Annotated in this window: 18 protein-coding genes; 8 read left to right on the top strand and 10 right to left on the bottom strand. The window is 65.5% G+C overall.

What is annotated here, in order from left to right; translation table 11 throughout:
- Positions 1 to 322 precede the first annotated feature (322 nt).
- On the top strand, positions 323 to 2,077 hold the full coding sequence (ligD, locus tag VEC11_RS01345) for a non-homologous end-joining DNA ligase (RefSeq protein ID WP_464128463.1): 1,755 nt from the start codon (positions 323 to 325) through the stop codon (positions 2,075 to 2,077).
- A gap of 55 nt (positions 2,078 to 2,132) precedes the next feature.
- Complete coding sequence (locus VEC11_RS01340) at positions 2,133 to 2,312, top strand: DUF3606 domain-containing protein (RefSeq protein ID WP_464128462.1); 180 nt, start codon at positions 2,133 to 2,135, stop codon at positions 2,310 to 2,312.
- Between the two features lie 201 nt (positions 2,313 to 2,513).
- On the opposite strand, the gene VEC11_RS01335 is transcribed toward VEC11_RS01340, so the two are convergent.
- The 4 genes from VEC11_RS01335 to VEC11_RS01320 form a co-directional block, all read right to left on the bottom strand.
- Positions 2,514 to 3,785 carry a SulP family inorganic anion transporter gene (locus VEC11_RS01335; RefSeq protein ID WP_464128460.1) on the bottom strand — a complete coding sequence of 424 codons (1,272 nt, stop codon included), beginning with the start codon at positions 3,783 to 3,785 and terminating at the stop codon, positions 2,514 to 2,516.
- A gap of 190 nt (positions 3,786 to 3,975) precedes the next feature.
- Complete coding sequence (locus VEC11_RS01330) at positions 3,976 to 4,770, bottom strand: DUF6544 family protein (RefSeq protein WP_464128458.1); 795 nt, start codon at positions 4,768 to 4,770, stop codon at positions 3,976 to 3,978.
- 92 nt (positions 4,771 to 4,862) lie between these two features.
- Positions 4,863 to 5,270, bottom strand: a complete 408-nt coding sequence (locus tag VEC11_RS01325) for a group III truncated hemoglobin (protein ID WP_464128456.1) — start codon at positions 5,268 to 5,270, stop codon at positions 4,863 to 4,865.
- Positions 5,271 to 5,328: 58 nt separating this feature from the next.
- A complete protein-coding gene (locus VEC11_RS01320; protein ID WP_464128455.1) occupies positions 5,329 to 6,018 on the bottom strand; it encodes an alternative oxidase in 690 nt (229 codons plus the stop codon).
- Between the two features lie 135 nt (positions 6,019 to 6,153).
- Here VEC11_RS01320 and VEC11_RS01315 point away from each other — a divergent pair, with 135 nt between their 5' ends.
- From VEC11_RS01315 to VEC11_RS01300, 4 genes are all read left to right on the top strand, one after another.
- The gene (locus tag VEC11_RS01315; RefSeq protein WP_464128453.1) at positions 6,154 to 7,386 is read left to right on the top strand and encodes a sensor histidine kinase; all 1,233 of its coding nucleotides are present in this window, start codon (positions 6,154 to 6,156) and stop codon (positions 7,384 to 7,386) included.
- Entirely contained in the window at positions 7,376 to 7,981 is a 606-nt protein-coding gene (gene fixJ, locus VEC11_RS01310) for a response regulator FixJ (protein ID WP_464128452.1), read from the top strand. Before VEC11_RS01315 ends, fixJ begins: the two co-directional genes overlap by 11 nt.
- 111 nt (positions 7,982 to 8,092) lie before the next feature.
- Positions 8,093 to 8,572: a hypothetical protein gene (locus tag VEC11_RS01305; RefSeq protein WP_464128450.1), complete on the top strand. Its 480-nt coding sequence runs from the start codon at positions 8,093 to 8,095 to the stop codon at positions 8,570 to 8,572.
- A 176-nt stretch (positions 8,573 to 8,748) separates the two neighbouring features.
- Entirely contained in the window at positions 8,749 to 9,498 is a 750-nt protein-coding gene (locus VEC11_RS01300) for a hypothetical protein (protein WP_464128449.1), read from the top strand.
- A gap of 393 nt (positions 9,499 to 9,891) precedes the next feature.
- Here VEC11_RS01300 and VEC11_RS01295 read toward each other — a convergent pair whose 3' ends face one another.
- Positions 9,892 to 10,068 carry a hypothetical protein gene (locus VEC11_RS01295; RefSeq protein WP_464128447.1) on the bottom strand — a complete coding sequence of 59 codons (177 nt, stop codon included), beginning with the start codon at positions 10,066 to 10,068 and terminating at the stop codon, positions 9,892 to 9,894.
- Positions 10,069 to 10,139: 71 nt separating this feature from the next.
- Complete coding sequence (locus VEC11_RS01290) at positions 10,140 to 10,343, bottom strand: DUF6894 family protein (protein WP_464128446.1); 204 nt, start codon at positions 10,341 to 10,343, stop codon at positions 10,140 to 10,142.
- A gap of 234 nt (positions 10,344 to 10,577) precedes the next feature.
- On the opposite strand from VEC11_RS01290, the gene VEC11_RS01285 reads away from it, so the two are divergent.
- Both VEC11_RS01285 and VEC11_RS01280 read left to right on the top strand, forming a co-directional pair.
- Positions 10,578 to 11,327, top strand: coding sequence for a Crp/Fnr family transcriptional regulator (locus VEC11_RS01285; protein WP_464128444.1), 750 nt, complete (start codon positions 10,578 to 10,580; stop codon positions 11,325 to 11,327).
- A 112-nt stretch (positions 11,328 to 11,439) separates the two neighbouring features.
- Positions 11,440 to 11,631 carry a hypothetical protein gene (locus VEC11_RS01280; protein WP_464128443.1) on the top strand — a complete coding sequence of 64 codons (192 nt, stop codon included), beginning with the start codon at positions 11,440 to 11,442 and terminating at the stop codon, positions 11,629 to 11,631.
- A 143-nt stretch (positions 11,632 to 11,774) separates the two neighbouring features.
- Here the strand turns inward: VEC11_RS01280 and VEC11_RS01275 are convergent, their stop codons facing one another.
- Genes VEC11_RS01275 through VEC11_RS01260 form a run of 4 tightly spaced genes read right to left on the bottom strand, consistent with a single transcriptional unit; the run spans position 11,775 to position 16,072 of the window.
- Positions 11,775 to 13,223 (bottom strand): serine hydrolase domain-containing protein, encoded by a 1,449-nt coding sequence (locus tag VEC11_RS01275; RefSeq protein ID WP_464128441.1) that lies wholly within the window; start codon positions 13,221 to 13,223, stop codon positions 11,775 to 11,777.
- A 13-nt stretch (positions 13,224 to 13,236) separates the two neighbouring features.
- Positions 13,237 to 14,166 (bottom strand): alpha/beta hydrolase family protein, encoded by a 930-nt coding sequence (locus tag VEC11_RS01270; RefSeq protein WP_464128438.1) that lies wholly within the window; start codon positions 14,164 to 14,166, stop codon positions 13,237 to 13,239.
- Positions 14,163 to 15,530 (bottom strand): MFS transporter, encoded by a 1,368-nt coding sequence (locus VEC11_RS01265; protein WP_464128437.1) that lies wholly within the window; start codon positions 15,528 to 15,530, stop codon positions 14,163 to 14,165. Before VEC11_RS01265 ends, VEC11_RS01270 begins: the two co-directional genes overlap by 4 nt.
- A 2-nt stretch (positions 15,531 to 15,532) precedes the next feature.
- Entirely contained in the window at positions 15,533 to 16,072 is a 540-nt protein-coding gene (locus tag VEC11_RS01260) for a hypothetical protein (RefSeq protein ID WP_464128435.1), read from the bottom strand.
- Between the last annotated feature and the right edge of the window lie 88 nt (positions 16,073 to 16,160).

The raw sequence follows: 16,160 nt of genomic DNA, 5'->3' as shown, positions 1-16,160 counted from the left end.
TGGTACCGGGGGATCCGGCGTGAGCGAGCCATGATCGATGCGATCCTTTTGCCGATGATGACCGATTGTCGTAAACGGATGTCCTGGATGGCTAGCCGGCCTCGAGCCTGACGGCACAATCGGGCGTTCGCACCCATGCACCTTCGATTTGAGTCTCGTGCAGGCTATGGCACGAATGTCCGCGATTAGCTCGGAGCCCGCCAAAATCGGACCGTCCGTTGTCGGCCAATCGGTACAGTGCCGGCGCATCCCCACCCGTGCGTGTCGTTGCTTGCCGATCCCGGCGCAGGGAACGAGCATCGCTTCCAGTCGATTCACATCAGTGCTGTCATTCATCGCCCCGATGCTGCCGACATTGGTGGACGAGCCACCTGAGGGCGACGGCTGGATACACGAGATCAAGTTTGACGGCTACCGGACCCAGCTGGTCCTGCAGAATGGCGGCACGCGCGCCTTCACGCGACGCGGCCATGACTGGACCGAGCGCTACGAGCCGATCATCGAGGCGGCGGCTGCTCTGCGCGTCCAGGCAGCAATCCTCGACGGCGAGATGATAGTGCAGGACCCAACCGGGCGCTCAGACTTCCGGGCTTTTCGAGGGGTCATCGAGCGTCAGCCGGAGCGACTGCTATTCATGGCCTTCGATCTGCTGCACCAAGACGGCCGCGATCTGCGCGCCCTGCCGGTGGAAGAGCGTAGATCTCGCTTGGGCGATCTACTTGCCAAAGTCGACGCAAGCTCTCGGATTCAGTTCAGCAGCTGCGTCCAAGGTGGCGGCGGCGAGTTCTTTGCGGCCGCCGATCGGATGGGGCTCGAAGGCATCGTGTCGAAGCGCCTTGGGAGCCGTTATCGCAGCGGCTACGGCAAGGCGTGGCTAAAGACCAAGACTTTCGGGGTGAGCGAGCTCGTGGTGGTCGGCGTCGAGCGTGGCGACCGGGCGCCGGTGGCGCTGCTCGCGTGGGAGGCCGACGGAAACCTGACCTATGCCGGCGGCGCGATGGTGACGCTGCCGTCCGAGGACCGCGACCGGTTTTGGGAGCGCATCGAGGACTTGAGGGTGCGGCGCGCGCCGCTGCCGGTCGACAAGAAGCTGAGCGAGGGGAGCTGGGTCCAGCCGGTGATGAGATTGCGCGTGAAGCACCTGCGCGGTGAGGAAATGTTGCGCCACGCGACGGTGGAAGCCATCGCCACGCTCGGCGAGCCATCCGCGAAGCCAGCCCCGCGCGCCTCGTCGCGCGAGGCGACTTTCCCGAAGCCCGATGTGCATCACCGCGACGTGGCCGCCTATTACGAGAGCATGGCAGACGTGATGCTGCCGTGGCTGGCTAATCGGCCCCTGAACCTGTTTCGATGCCTGAAGGGCCGCTGCTACTTCCAGCGTAACGAGAACCATCCGCCCTCGGGTGGAGTGATCGTGGAGCCGGTCCATGCCGTTCCCGTGTTACAGAAGAACGGCAAGACCGAGCGCTACTTCTATGTGGATAGCGCCGAAGGCGTGCTGGCCGCGGCGCGCGCCGACACGTTCGAGTTCCACGCATGGGGCAGCCGCGTGGATGACATCGAGCGGCCCGACCGGATCGCGCTGGATCTCGACCCTGGCGAAGGCGTCGGCTTTGAAGCGGTGAAGAATGGCGCGATGCAGCTCCGAGCCTCGCTGGACGCCATCGGTCTGGACTCCTGGCCGCTGCTGACCGGCGGCAAAGGCATCCATGTCGTCATACCTTTTCACCCGGAAGGCGATTGGGACGACGTTCGCGCTTTCGCGCACATGGTGTGCGCGGCACTGGCCGACGCCGCGCCCGACCGCTTTACGGTGGCGCTTCCCAAGGCGGAGCGGCGTGGCCGCATCTTCCTCGATTATCTGCGCAACCAGCGCACGGCGACCGCGATCATGCCTTATTCCGCTCGAGCCCGCGAAGGCGCCGGTGTGGCCGCCCCGGTCATCTGGAGAGAGCTGGCTGAGATCGATCGGGCGGATCATTTTACGATAAGAGACGCTGCGCTGCTGATGCGACGCTCATCGAAGAAGCTGCGCGGCTGGGGAGTAAGCAGTCAGCGCCTTCCAGCGTTCAAATAGGCAGTGCGGGAACCGGGTAGCTCCGTCGCCGTTGGCACGCAGGGAGGAATCACCAATGGCTGATGATCTTAAGGACCGAGGCGCCCAGGACCGGGCGCGGATCAATATCAACGAGGAGCATGAGGTCCGTTACTGGACTGAAGCGCTCGGCGTGAACGAGCAACAGCTGAGGGCCGCGGTTGCCGAGGTCGGCGTGAGCGCGGACGAGGTGCGGCGGTTACTGGGAAAGTCCTAGCCGATTCGCGCCTCCGCAGCGCGGACACGATCATGATCAGCAGAAACACGCTCACGAATCTGAGCACGAAATTCTGATCAATCAAACGGCGGCCAGCAAGCTGGCGCGAAATGTCAGCTTTGGGGGGCCCGGAGCTTTCCAGAGAATGTCCGCTACGGGTCGATAGCTGCCCGGCGGAAACCGACCCATTACGGACATTCACTAGAGCTCTGACCGGTCGGACGGGGACCAATCCTCCGGCTGGATTTTCCTGCGCCTCAGCCGCATCGCAAGTCCAGCGATCGTCCCGACGGCGATCGCAATCGTAAGGTCGGTGACGACGGTCAGGATCATCGTCAGGAATAGAAGCGCCCGGTCGACCCGTTGCAGCCGCATTCGCTCGCGCCAGCGGGCCGGCTCACTCATGATCCACGCGGTGACAATCAGGAGCCCGGCGAGCGCCGGCATGGCGAGATAGCCTGCGAGGCGACTCGCAACCAGCGTAATGAACAGGATGACGAGCGCATGGACGATCCCGGCGACGGGGGTGCGTCCGCCGGCGCGCACGTTCGTGGCCGTTCGGGCGATGGCACCGGTGGCAGGCAGCCCGCCGAACAAAGGCGACGCGATGTTGGCCGCCCCCTGCGCCAGCAGTTCCGCGTTGGAGCGATGGGCAGCGCCGATCATACGGTCAGCGACGATTGCGGAGAGGAGCGACTCCACCCCGGCCAGGAAGGCAATGACGAACGCTGAGGGCAACAGCTCGCCGACAAGCTGGATATTGATCTCCGGCAGAGCGGGAATCGGAAGGCCGGCGGGCAGCGCGCCGAAACGCGACTGGATCGTGTCCACAGGCAAGACGAGCAGGGCGACCGCCGTCGACGCCGCGGCGATGATCAGCAGCGAACCCGGAAACCACGGGGCGAGCCGCCGCAACAGCGCGATCCCGGCGATCGAGAACAGACCGACCCCAAGCGCGGCCGGATTGACGGCATCGCGCGCGGCCCAGAGTGCGGGCACCGCCTCGACCAAGTCGGCCGGGACCGTGGTCGCCGAGAGGCCGAGCAAATCCTTCAGCTGGCTGACGGCGATGATCAGGGCGATGCCGACGGTGAAGCCCTCGATCACCGGCTCCGGCACCAACGAGATGAGGCGGCCAGCCCTCAGCAAACCGCCGATGACCAGGATCAGGCCTGCCATCATCGTCGCAACCAGCAGGCCATTGAAGCCGTGCTGCTGGATTACGTCATAGACGATCACGATGAAGGCCCCGGTCGGACCACCGATCTGCACCCTGCTGCCGCCCAGCAGCGAGATCAGGAAGCCGGCAACAATCGCGGTTACGAGGCCGGCCTTCGGATCTGCCCCGGACGCGATCGCGATCGCGATGCTAAGCGGAAGAGCGACGAGCGCGACGGTGACGCCGGCGAGGGAGTCGGCCGCAAATCCGCGCCACGTATAATCCCGCAAGGTGGTGAGCAGCTTAGGTTTCACGCGTCTCCGCTAGGCGTGCGCCCGAGCGAGTTCAACGATGCGTCCAATTCTCGCCGGCAGTCCGTATTCATCTTGGCGGCTGTGCGGGATGCGCGCCTGTTTGGGGCGAGCGGCAAGCAACCCTTAGGACATTCACGTCAGCGCAGGCTGTTCCCGCAGAGAAGGTTGGCGTGGGTCCCTAGCCTCACCTTCAGGAGTAGGTCGCATTGATTAGCCTCACCTGGAAGAAAGGCAGATAGTCAGCGGTGCCGTAGTGGTTGCCGGCGGCGATCTCGGTCGGGATGGTGAGGCCTTGGAACGTGCGATCTGCGCCCATCGTGCCGCCGAACGGTTGGAGCCGAAACGTCCTGTCGCGGTTTGCATTGGACCAGCGCTGTCCGACCACCTCGCGGACGGCCCCGGACGAGTCGAGGATCATCTCAAGAATGATCGCCGGAGAGAAGCGTCGGAACGTGACACGAGCCCGGTGCTCATTGAGCTGCTCCCAGTCGACGTCGTTCGCCGGAAGCAGACTCGTCGGCAGAGACAGGGCGCCCTCGACCACTGCGCGAAATTGCGCCGAGCGGACAAGATCAGGCGATGTGTGGTCCTGCGCGACCGGAACCACGCCGAGCACCCAGAATCGTGTCCACGCCTCACCATCGACCAAGGCATCGGAACCGGTAATTGACATTGCGCTCGAGCGCATCCGGGGCATCCACACAAATTGGTCAGGCGCCCGAAGCACTTGCCGCGCCGACATGGCAAAAGTCTGATACCGGTCTTTGTCGCCGAGCAGGAAGGTGCCCTCCATTTCGAGCTTCGCGGTCGAATAGAGCGTGTCCCCGGTGCGATCGCGTGATGGAAATAGCACTGCGCGACGTTGGGAAGATCCGCGATCATAGCGGGATCGAACCGCTCTGTAGGCGGCGGGGGCGGCTTTCCTGCGAGGCCCGCGTAGGCCTCCTCGGCTTCGGCCATGGCGTTGCGATATGCTCTGAAGCATATTGCCGCGGCGCTCCCCGCGACAGCCAGCGTTCCTAGGCTGAACATCGCCCACCGGTTCATCGTCTGATACTCCTGAGGGTTCCTGAGTGATCAGGCCGGCAGTGTAAATCGTCCGGCTGCAACAGCGATGCCGAGCGTCAGGCTTTCAGCGATCCGCGCTGCTTTCTCTTGCATAGCCGCGGCGGCGCCGGGCGGGAGCAGCTCGTCGGTGGCCTCGCGCCAGAGCGCCAGCCAGCGCTCGAAGGAGGCGGGGCCGATCCGGTCGCCATGTTTGATGTGGACGGGGAGGGGGCGGCCCTTGTAGCGGCCGCTGGTCAGCATCACCGAGGACCAGAAGGCCTGGAGCCTGTCGAGATGCTCCGGCCAGTCCTGAATGGCATCGTTGAACACCGGGCCGAGCAGTTCGTCCTCGCGGACGCGGCTGTAGAAGAGCGCGACCAGCGCCTGCAGCCGATCCTCGGTGATCTCGTCCTCGGCCATGACATTCCCGTTGCTCATCAGATGGATATGGAGCGGAGCGCGGCGGATTGCGAGCCCCCGCGCCCGCTCTTGCCGTTCAGGCCGCCTGCTTCCAGGTCGGCTCCAGCGCCGCATGGGGCGGGCAGGGCGCCACCGCGATCTCCGGCAGGCCGCCGAGCTCGTTGGCGTAGCCGTGATTGACGTCGCGGTGATGGGCCTCGTCGGCGCGGACGACGAGCACCACGTCGCGCAGGGTCGCTTCCTCGGGAAGGCCCCAATAGCGCTTGGCGATGGCCGGCGCGGGCACGTTGGGCGAGCGGCCCTCGTCGATCTCGGCGAGATAGTGGGTGTAGCTGATCACCGCTTCCTCCTCAAAATAGCCGACCACGCGGTGGGCGGTCTTCGGGGAGATGAGGTAGAGGGCGAAGAAGGCGACGTAGAAGACCCATTGCACGCCGACGATCACCAGCCGCTCGAACAGGGTCGGCTTCGAGATCTCGATGAAGGTCATCAGGTGCATGCGCTCATTCTCGGCCTCGTCCATCAGAGTCTTGATCCAGCCGCGGTCGTCGCACATCCGGCGCAGGCACTTGAGATGATTGATGGTCGCACCGACCATGCCGGGCACGGCGGCGACCGTCTCGAGCACGACCGCGCGGTGGCCGTAGCGTTTCGCGAAGAAGGTGTCGGCGCAGAAGCGCAGCAATTTGGTGAAGCCGAACGCCACGCGGTCGGATAGGCCCTTAGGCTGGTGATGGACGCTCAGGTCGACAAGCGGGGCGGTCATTTCTCTTACTCCTCAAAGCCACGTTCTGTTGTGGGAGCCAGATAGGCCAGCGCCGCCCGCGGCTGAATTCCGATATTCCCCCTACGTAATCTCCCGGAGGTCGCATCGCGGGCGGACGGAGGCTATGGCGGCGCGATGGACGCGGGCCTGCTCATCCTGCTCATCTTCCTCGCCGCGCTCGCCGCCGCGGCCGGCTTCTGGTGGTTCCGGCGGGCCGGCGCCCGAGCCGCCGCCGCTCATGCCGAGCTCGCCGAGCGCGAGGCGCACCTGCGCTCGATACTCGAGACCATCCCCGACGCGATGATCGTGATCGACGAGGCCGGCCTCATCCAGTCCTTCAGCCAGGCGGCGGAGCGATTGTTCGGCTGGCGCACCGAGGAGGTGATCGGCCGCAATGTCGATATGCTGATGCCCTCGCCCTATCGCGAGCAGCATGCCGGCTATTTGCAGCGTTATTACCGCACCGGCGAGCGGCGGATCATCGGCATCGGCCGGGTCGTGGTCGGCGAGCGCAAGGACGGCTCGACCTTCCCGATGGAGCTTGCCGTCGGCGAGATGCGCGGCAAATCGGGCCGCTTCTTCACGGGCTTCATCCGCGACCTCACCGAGCGGCAGGAGACCGAGACCCGCCTGCAGGAGCTGCAGAGCGAGCTGGTCCACGTCTCCCGGCTGACCGCGCTCGGCGAAATGGCCTCCGCGCTCGCCCACGAGCTCAACCAGCCGCTCTCGGCGATCGCCAATTATCTGCAGGGCTCGGGCGACCTGCTCGACCGCGAGCCGGTGCCGAAGGACAAGCTCAAGGGCGCGCTGCAAAAGGCGACCGACCAGGCGGTGCGCGCCGGCGAGATCATCCGGCGCCTCCGCGATTTCGTCGCCCGCGGCGAGGCCGACCGCCACGTCGAGAGCCTGCCGAAGCTGATCGAGGAGGCGAGCGCGCTCGCTCTCGTCGGCGCCAAGGAGCATGGCGTCAGCGTCCGCTATGCGATGGACCCCGAGGTCGACCTCGTCCTCGCCGACCGGGTGCAGATCCAGCAGGTCGTGCTCAACCTGATCCGCAACGCGATCGACGCGATGGAGGAGTCGGCGACGCGCCGGCTGACCATCGCGGTCCGCCGCGCGGCGCCCGATCTGGCCGAGATCGAAGTCGCCGACACCGGCCCGGGGATCAGCCCGGAGATCGCCGATCAGCTCTTCCAGCCCTTCGTCACCACCAAGCGGACCGGCATGGGCGTCGGCCTCTCCATCTCGCGGACCATCGTCGAGGCGCATGGCGGCCGCCTGCGGGCGGACTCCAACCCGGACGGCGGCGCGACCTTCTCCTTCACCCTGCCCATGGCCGAAAGGGAGCAGCCCGAAGATGGCGAATGAACCGGTTATCCATGTCATCGACGACGACGAGGCGGTGCGCGACTCGCTCGACTTCATGCTCGATGCCGCCGGGCTCGCCGTGCGCACCTGGGACTCCGCCCTCCCCTTCCTCGCCGCCATCGACGGGCTCGACCAAGCCTGCATCGTCACCGACATCCGCATGCCGGACATGACCGGGCTCGAGCTCGTCCAGAAGCTCAAGGCGCGGGGCGTGCGCACCCCGGTGATCGTGATCACGGGCCATGCCGACGTCCCGCTCGCGGTCGAAGCGATGAAGGCCGGCGTTGTCGACTTCATCGAGAAGCCGTTCGAGAATCAGCGCCTGATCGGGGCCATCCGCGCCGCGCTGGCGCAGGCGCCGGCGGAGGCGGACGATGCCACGCGCGAGATCGCGGCCCGGCTCGACAGCCTCTCGGGGCGCGAGCGCGAGGTGCTGGACGGGCTCGTCGCAGGCCATGCCAACAAGGTGATCGCCTTCGATCTCGGGATCAGCCCGCGCACGGTCGAGGTCTATCGCGCCAATGTCATGGCGAAGATGCAGGCGCGAAGCCTCTCCGAATTGGTCAGAATGGCGATTGCCGCACCCGGACGCTGAGCCTCCGTAAGAACCCTTAGGGGGAATATCCAAATCGCACCTGCTTCCACGCTGGCCTAGCTTCCAGGCGTGATCTGGGCCGGTCGGCGGCCTCAACCAAGGGAGCGACAAATGCGTCACGAACGGATCAATCAGGACAGGATCGCGGCGGCGTGGCCGACGATGTTCGAGGGCCTCGTGCTGAGCGAGCCCTGTGAGGCCGAGGCTCCGGCCAGCATGGTTGAGCCAATTGCCGGGCCTACCCCAGCCGCGCCAGATGTGGCCAAGGGAGTCGGTGGCTTGATCGTCACTGCGTATACGGCACTGCTCGGCGTCTTCTTCACCTTCTTTGCGGGATCGGCGCTCGCCTTGTTTGCAGTCTGCATCTGCGCCGTGTTCATGGCTGTCTTCTTTACGGTGCCGCGCATCTTCTTCGCGATCGAGCCCGATGCAAACCGCCGGCCGACTCTCGACGCCTTCCTGCACCAGGGCATGGACACCCTGACTGGACACACCAGCGGCAAGGATGCGCTCATCCAGATGCTGATAGTGCCTGTCCTGCTCACCTTCGGCTTGCTGGCAATGGGTGTCGTCGGCGTCATTTATCTCTAGCTCCTATTGGGGGCCGTTATCCGTTACGGAGCCAGAGCCCAGGCCGCTCTGAAATCTACACCCGCCGAGGTCGCCGGGGCGGGCAATGTCCGCTTTCCACCCACTGCGGACTTCGCGGATGTTGCGCAGCTGGCCTTGGGGCGACATTCTCAATTACCACAGTGGAGGTCAGATGGATGCATTTGCTTTCGGTATTGCTCGCAGCCGCTGCGGCCCTCCTGCAACCAGCTCAGGCGCCGACGAGCTTCGAGGTGGTTAGGGCCGACGGCACCAGGCAGACCCTCGCCACCAGCTATGTCCTGAGGATCAGCCTGCTGGGCGAGTCGTTGGCGATCAATGGACCGCCACTGGACCGGCGACAGGTCCGTGCCTTTTGCAGGTCGCGATGCCCCGCCGCTCTGCCGGGGCGACGCCCCTCCCAAGACACGGTCTACTGGCGCGACGGTCGCCATACCGTTGGCGTCGTCGCTGTCTATCGCGGCGCCGTGGGGCAGAACGGGGTTAGGGTCGGGCCCCTCCTCGATATGGATCGCATTGAATTCGGCTACGGTCGTGCGAATGCGCGGACCGCGGCCAGCCTTCGACCCGGGCTGATCAGCATTTCCGGCGGCGAACTGAACCGACAGTCCGAGGTCAGCGGCCAATATGTCGTCTTCCGCCAGCCGTGGATCACCTTGACGGACAGCCTGCTCACCATCCAGGGGCGAGCGCCTGTCCCCAGAAACCAAGTCAGATTCATCAGGCATTCCGATAATCACGGCGGGCATTTCGCCGATCCTCGTGTCGCGGAAGACGTCGTGGTGTGGGTCGACGACGCCCGAACCCTCGGCAGGGTGCGAATCAGGAATGGCCGCGTAGAGCAACCCGGACGGCGCCCGAGAGCATTCGAAGAGGTGCGGTATATCGAACTCGCGCCGGGACGCTGAACGTCCGATTTCCATCCATTGCAGACCCGCCGCTATCACCCATTGCAGACATTCGCGGCAGAGTATCAGCCGGGCCTCAGCCAGTTGGTGCAACATAAACCTGTGTGGGAAAAGGACGTCTCGACCCAGGCAGTTGCGGATAGAGGACGCGCATTTTATCGAAGGGACAGGCTTTCCGCCCATGCTCCCATCAGGGCGGGAGCCGACGCCGGAGGTGCACGTGACGCCAGCAAACAAGCGGGCCCGGGCTCAGCGCATCCGCGAGTGCGCGCTTGGCTTTGACGACGAGATATCGCGGACCATGATCGAATTGGCGGAAGGGCTGGAGATCGAGGCCGCTCAACAGGAAGCGGCCGAAGCCGATCTTGCGCAGCGGCGACAGGTATCGGGAGATCAGCCCTCCGGGTGAACCGCGCCCACCTTACGCCTCCCCTGCCACACCTCGACATCGTGCTGGTGCCCTTCCGCCCGGGCCATCTCGAGGGCGGCTTCATCGGAATCCGCATCGATGTCCCTGGCCCAGAAGATGTGGCCATCATCGTTCAGCAGATAGAGCCGGTAATCGGCCATCCCGCTGCCCTCCTGGAAAGCATAATAGCCGTTACGGACCCGTAGCGATAGCTGTCGTCTTCTCTACGCGATCAATCCGAGATCGCCACCGCTTCGTCAAAGGTGATGTTGCCAATGTCTTCGCCATGCGGCCCCTCGATCCGGATGCTGTGGCTCTGGGTCAGGCGGCCGGCGCGAACATCCGCAGCCGCGATTTCGCGGACATAATGGAACGCCCTCGCTGTCGCTGTCTCGGCATCGGGCAGCTCCTCTCCCCTCCAGGTCACGAAGCTCATTCCCCTCGCAGAGATGGAAATAGAATCGGGGCACAACCTCGCCACTACGATTTTAGGCAACGCGAGTTCCTCGGCCTAACATGGGCAAGGTGGAAGCTTGGACCCCATGTCGGATCGCGGGAACATTTACTAACCTAGTTTGTTCACGCCCTATCGCCGGTTAGTTCCACCCCGCAGGCACCGGCGGCCGAGGGCAAATCGTCATGCTCCCGCTTGCGCAGCCGGAGCAACGTTATGAGCCTCGCCGACCCCACCCCACTGCACCCCTTTCTCGACAAGCTGCTCTCACGCTCAGACCTTAGCGCCGAGGAACAGCAGACCATCCTCGATCTACCTGCCCGGCCTGAGCAGATTGAGACCAATCGCGATTTCGTCCGCCTTGGCGAGCGGACAGACCATGCCTGTTTCGTCGTCGCGGGCCTCGTGGGCAGGTTCGGCCAGAGTCGCAACGGCAACAGGCAGATAACCGCCGTCCATATACCGGCGGACATGGTCGACCTTCATTCTGTCGTGGCACCGGACGCCTGCTCGGCCCTGCAAGCGCTGTCGGTGACCACGATCCTGAGGGTCCCACATGTGGCCCTTCGTGCTGCCGCGCACCGGTTCCCGGCCATCGCCGAAGCGTTCTGGCGCGAATGTGTCGTGGACGCCGCGGTGCTGTCGGAGTGGGTCGTCAATGTCGGTCGGCGAAACGCGAGAGCGCGGATCGCTCATCTCCTGTGTGAGATTGCATGCCGATCTCAGGGCATGGCCAACAAGGACGGGTCGAGCATTCCGTTCCCGGCCACGCAAACGCACATCGCCGACATGACCGGCCTGACGTCGGTCCACGTCAACCGCACGCTCCAATCGCTCAGCCAGGAGGGGATCGTTGACCTTTACAACCGTCAGATACACGTCCGCGACTGGGCGGGCATGACCCGCGCGGGGGACTTCGACCCGACTTATCTCTGGCTCGCGAAGGCTGCAAGCCGCATGAATTAGCGTACGATTTTGCCAGCACATCGCGCGGCGCGTGTCCGCGACCCGTTACCCAAGGTTCCTGGAAAGTGACTTAGCGCCCTGTACCCTCAAGGGCCTCCACGATAGCCCTCCGATGCCTGCGATGTTCAGCCTGAGTTTCGTTGAGCAACCGCAGCAGGTTTTCGGCTTCGCCGGTGGGCGCTCCGTTCGAGTGAAGTCGGGTGACGATTTTCTCCTGGCGGAGGATATGAGCCTCTCCCTCGGCAATGTGTCTGTCCGCCATATCAAGGTCGGCCCGGGTGTAGTGGGTCATGGAGCCAGCTAACCCACGTCAGTATCCCTCGCAAGTTTTGCTACTTCACAGCGTCTGCTTTCCACCCATTGCGGACGGTCGAGTGACGGCAGGTCTCCCGCAGATCAGATCAAAAGCAGTCGGTCCGCTAACGACCACTTAGTAAGTTGAGCGGCTCAATCAGCAATCCTTTCGGCCACATTCCTCCCGCTTCCGAACGAGAGCGACAGCGTAGCAGCTCGTTCAGCAGTGGGATCGGCAGCCTCAAGGATCATTCGGCTATCCGGTGAGAACAGTTGGCCCTCGGCTTCCGGCAGCAGGTCCCGTCCGACGTATCCAACACGCGCCCAGTAAAGGCCGCTGGCTCGTCTGGAAATGGAGAAGCGCTCGGCAGGGAAGTCCCGTAGCCGCCAGGTCCCGACGAAGCGCTGCGAAATGCGGTCGGTCAGGGGTATCGCCGCCTGCACCACCGGCGGCGTGCGGTTGGGCCAGCCATATGCCTCGCCGATCGCGCTCAGGATCTCGGAGGCAAGCCAACCTCCTTGGTCGGCGTTCGTCATCACTACGGCCCCCTGGCAGGAATCCGGATACATCACATACTCCGAGACGAAGCCGATATTGTGGCCGGTATGGCCAAAATGGGGCGCGCTGCCGAGGCGCCCGAGGTCGACGCCCAGCCCCCAATTGCCTGGGCCACGAGTCATGAACTGGGCGGCCAATTGACGAGTGAGAATGCCTCCGCGCTCGCCGCGGACAGAGCGCGCTATGGCGATGAGCAAGCGCGCGATATCGCCGGGCGTGGTCCAGAGCCCTCCTGCGGCGAGCTCCGGATTAACCCGCCAGCCTCCAGCGAGCGGCGTGCCGTCGGGTCCCGCGGCGGTGGCCGCGCGGGGTTCCAGGCGCCGGTCCAGAGGCTGGGAGAAGTGGCTGTCGCGGAGGCCGAGCGGGCGGATCACGAGCCGGGCCATGAGCTGGGGGAAGTCGCTGCTGCTAACGTCCTGCATCAGCGCTTGGGTGATGTAGTAGCCGCCGCCGGAGTAGTGCCAAGCCGTGCCGGGAGCGGCAATCACTCGGATCGGGTCCGTGTTGGCGGGGGGACTCCCGTCGAGGATTTCGCGCAGGCTGGGAAGCCGCGCGCCGCGAACATAGCCGTTACCACCTTCCTGGTTTATCCCGGCGGTGTGGGACAGGAGACCGCGGAGAGTCACGGTACGACCCTCCAGCAGCGGGCTGTCGGGAAGGCGCCAGCTGGTCAGCAGCGGCCGGACGTCGACGTCGAGCGAGAGCCGGCCCTGCTCCACCAGGCGGAGTGCGGCCACCGCTGTGAAGGTCTTGCTGAGCGAGCCCGCCTGAAAGAGCGTACGCGAATTGGCGGGCCGGCCGGGCGCGGCGGTGCCGAAAGCCCGAAGCTCGACGATGCGGCAGTCCTGAATGATGGCGACACTGACCGCGGGGACCAGATAATGTGCCATCCGATCCGCGAGGCGGAAGCGCACATTCTCCTGTCCTGATACCGTGATCGCGCGGCGAAGATTGTCGGCAAAATCGGGCCTGGTGGCGCCAGCCGCAGAAGTGAGCTGGGCACTGGCAACCATGATGGTCGCGGCAACACGAAGCGAGGTCATGCGCTGCTCCGGATCAGTGGCGGCCGGCCGCGGTCAGCAGCTGCCGGCGGAAGAAGGCGGCGATCGCGGCATTGAAGCTTCGGTGGAAAGCCGCGCGGTCAAAGCCCGGCCGATCCTGACACAGAAACGGTGGGGTCTGCTGCGTGCAAGGCGCGAGGAAAGAATAATGAACCGCGTCGGGAACGCTATGGACCTCCGGCGCGCGGCGGAGCAGGCGCGCGACGATGGCGCCGTTCGTCCCGGTAGGAACCGTGTCGTCGGCTGTACCGACCCAGAGCTGCACAGGCACGCGGACCCGGGCCAGACCGGCGGGTTCAAACAGGAAACCGAGGCCCGGGGCGGCAATTACTGCCGCAGCAATCCGGCTGTCGTGAGTCCAATTCTGTACCGGGCCGGTCTGCGGCTGCATGATCCGGCAGACAAACTCTGGCCGCGCAGCGCAATGTGGCGCGAGGCGGGAGAGATCGGGCTCCCCGCCGATCGAGATGAGGGCGGTGGTTGCGCCGGCCGAGAGGCCGAAAATGCCTACCTTGCCAGGGAGCAGTCGGCCACGGCCGCTCCAACTTGTGAACATGAAGTCGATCACCCGGGTGACGTGGCGCGAACGGTCGGCGAACCATGACGGTCGGCCGACCGCGGTGTCGTCCTGGAAATTGTCGCCAGGATGCATTGGCGCCACAACGACGAACCCTTCCTGGGCCAGCGCCTCGGCGGTGTCGACATGGCTGAGCGGCCCGGCGCCGGTGCCGTGCGAGATGACGACAAGCGGCAGCCGCGTCCCCGTGGGGGGCGCCCATATCACGACAGGGATCGCTGGGTGTCCGGGATCCTCGACGCTGACCTGCGCCACGGCCACCGCCGTCGAGGACTGCGTCTGCGCCACGGCGCCAGGAGGTTGAGTCAGGAGCAACACAAGCGGCGCGATTATGTTCAGCAGCTTCATGACAATTCCCCCTCTGGACCAGACCGGCCAGCCCCGTCTCGAGCCCTTATCGGCAGCGCCAGCGCGCTCACCCCCGCGGCGATGATTGCGAAAAGTGCGGCCACCGCCAAGCCCATGCGTGCGGCGATCGGAGTTGCGATGCACGAGAATAGCAGGCCGATCAGGACGGACCCCAAGGTCTGGCCGAGCAACCGTGCGCTCCCCTGGAGGCCGCCGGCGGTAGCGCTTCGCTCAGGGGACGCCGCCAGGAACAGGGTACGGTTATTTGGTACCTGGAAGAGGCCGAAGCCAAACCCGGCCATGATCGCGCCCAAGGCCAGCGGCGCCGCCTGCGCGGTAGCCGGCCAGAGCGCGCAAAGCAGCAGGCCGGCTCCGAGCAACCCAGCGCCGGCCGAGCAGAGCGCGGCGGAGCCGAACTGCCGCGCCAGCCGGTCCGCAACCGGTGCGGTGGCAGCGACGGCCAGCGGCCAGCAGGCCAGGACGACACCGGCCATAAGCGGCCCATGTCCGGCGCTGGTCTGAAGGTGGAAGGCAAGGCCAAGGAGGCCCGCCGACTGCCCGGCGAAACAGCAGATGGAGGCTGCGGTCGCCACCCGGAACGGGCGCAAGGCGAGCAGATCGAGTGGCCAGATCGGCTCCGGCCGGCTGCGTTCCCGCTTGATCAGGAGGGTCGCGGCAAGGGCGGCAAGCCCGGCGAGAAGGCCGGCGGGAAATGGCTGGGCGGGCAACGTGGTCGCGGCGGCCAAGGCCAACGCCGCGGCGCTGGCGTGCAGGAGTATGCCGGGGAGATCGACCGACCGTCGGGTCGGCGCGACCCGCGGCAGGGCGCGCGAGGCTGCCAAGGCCAGGGCCGCTAGCGGCAGCTTGGCGAGGAACAGCCAAGGCCATGGGGCGACAGACAGGATGAAGGCGCCGAGCACCGGGGCCGCTGCTGCACATAAAGCGACGTTCATCGCATTCCAGGCGATCGCCGCCCCTAAGCGTGCGGGTCCCAGCGCGATGCGCAGCAGGGCGATCCCTAGCGCCATGATCGCGGCCCCGCCCAGGCCCTGCAGAACCCGCGCCGCGACGAGGAGCTCTAGCGAGGGCGCGGCCGCGCAGAGGATCGAGGCGAGACTGAACAGAGCCACCCCGCCGACGAACAGCGCGCGATAGCCGAGCCGCTCGGCTAGGTGAGCGGAGGGAAGCAAGCCGATCACCAGTGCCACTTGGTAGGCGCTGACGGCGAGCACGGCCGCTGAGGGCGACACGGCCATTGACCGGGCAAGGGAGGGCAGCGCGACTGTAAGCAGCCCGGCGTCCAGCACGACCAAAGCCATGGCGGAGAGGACCGCAATGAGGCTGGCTTGTTCGCGCCCGGTCATCATCACGGCCTTGGTGCGAACCAGGCGCCGTCACGTTCGACGAAGCGAGTGACCCTTTGCTCGACCTGATCCTCGTGCTTGAGGTCCCGCTCGGTGAAGCGGAAGACGAGGGCGCTTTCGGTCAGGCAGTGGGTGTCGTGGATGTCTCCGGGCAGATAGGCGCGCGCTTCTCCGGGGCGGAGGATGACCGTGTCGCGCCGTACCAGCCGATCGCCGGTCGGGTCCTCGACCTTCGCATATGTCCCGATCTCGAGAGCGCCCGACTGCACGGCATAGACGACCCAGGCGCGACCGTGGTCGTGCGGCGGCCGGTAGAGACCCATTTGCTCGTTATGGGCGAGCAGCATGAAGCTGTCGGGCTCGCGATGCAGCTCGCGCGTCGCCGGCCGCTCGGCGAGCAGCGAGGCGAGCCAGCCTTCGGATTCGCCGGCGGCGCTGAGGTCGTCGAGGTGCGCACGGCAGCTGGCGACCAGCTCGGTGGTAATTGGACCCCAATCAGCCCGAACGGCGGCGACAAAGTGGTTCAGGGAATTGATCGTCACGGCTTTGGAACCTTTTCGAAAGCGATGACGACGAGGCTATTGCCGCGCTGATTGGAGCGGAAGACGCACAGTTTGCATATTATTGTTG

Source organism: Allosphingosinicella sp., from assembly GCF_035626655.1.
In the GTDB taxonomy this organism is placed as follows: domain Bacteria; phylum Pseudomonadota; class Alphaproteobacteria; order Sphingomonadales; family Sphingomonadaceae; genus Allosphingosinicella.
This window is presented reverse-complemented; position numbering and strand designations above follow the sequence as displayed.

What these genes read in the sequence shown, in the direction of transcription:
- VEC11_RS01340 (WP_464128462.1), top strand. Translation starts at nt 2,133, where the DNA reads ATGGCTGATGATCTTAAGGACCGAGGCGCCCAGGACCGGGCGCGGATC.
- VEC11_RS01330 (WP_464128458.1), bottom strand. Translation starts at nt 4,770, where the DNA reads ATGCTTCAGAGCATATCGCAACGCCATGGCCGAAGCCGAGGAGGCCTA.
- VEC11_RS01325 (WP_464128456.1), bottom strand. Translation starts at nt 5,270, where the DNA reads ATGAGCAACGGGAATGTCATGGCCGAGGACGAGATCACCGAGGATCGG.
- VEC11_RS01320 (WP_464128455.1), bottom strand. Translation starts at nt 6,018, where the DNA reads ATGACCGCCCCGCTTGTCGACCTGAGCGTCCATCACCAGCCTAAGGGC.
- VEC11_RS01315 (WP_464128453.1), top strand. Translation starts at nt 6,154, where the DNA reads ATGGACGCGGGCCTGCTCATCCTGCTCATCTTCCTCGCCGCGCTCGCC.
- fixJ (WP_464128452.1), top strand. Translation starts at nt 7,376, where the DNA reads ATGGCGAATGAACCGGTTATCCATGTCATCGACGACGACGAGGCGGTG.
- VEC11_RS01305 (WP_464128450.1), top strand. Translation starts at nt 8,093, where the DNA reads ATGCGTCACGAACGGATCAATCAGGACAGGATCGCGGCGGCGTGGCCG.
- VEC11_RS01300 (WP_464128449.1), top strand. Translation starts at nt 8,749, where the DNA reads ATGCATTTGCTTTCGGTATTGCTCGCAGCCGCTGCGGCCCTCCTGCAA.
- VEC11_RS01295 (WP_464128447.1), bottom strand. Translation starts at nt 10,068, where the DNA reads ATGGCCGATTACCGGCTCTATCTGCTGAACGATGATGGCCACATCTTC.
- VEC11_RS01290 (WP_464128446.1), bottom strand. Translation starts at nt 10,343, where the DNA reads ATGAGCTTCGTGACCTGGAGGGGAGAGGAGCTGCCCGATGCCGAGACA.
- VEC11_RS01285 (WP_464128444.1), top strand. Translation starts at nt 10,578, where the DNA reads ATGAGCCTCGCCGACCCCACCCCACTGCACCCCTTTCTCGACAAGCTG.
- VEC11_RS01280 (WP_464128443.1), top strand. Translation starts at nt 11,440, where the DNA reads ATGCCTGCGATGTTCAGCCTGAGTTTCGTTGAGCAACCGCAGCAGGTT.
- VEC11_RS01275 (WP_464128441.1), bottom strand. Translation starts at nt 13,223, where the DNA reads ATGACCTCGCTTCGTGTTGCCGCGACCATCATGGTTGCCAGTGCCCAG.
- VEC11_RS01270 (WP_464128438.1), bottom strand. Translation starts at nt 14,166, where the DNA reads ATGAAGCTGCTGAACATAATCGCGCCGCTTGTGTTGCTCCTGACTCAA.
- VEC11_RS01265 (WP_464128437.1), bottom strand. Translation starts at nt 15,530, where the DNA reads ATGACCGGGCGCGAACAAGCCAGCCTCATTGCGGTCCTCTCCGCCATG.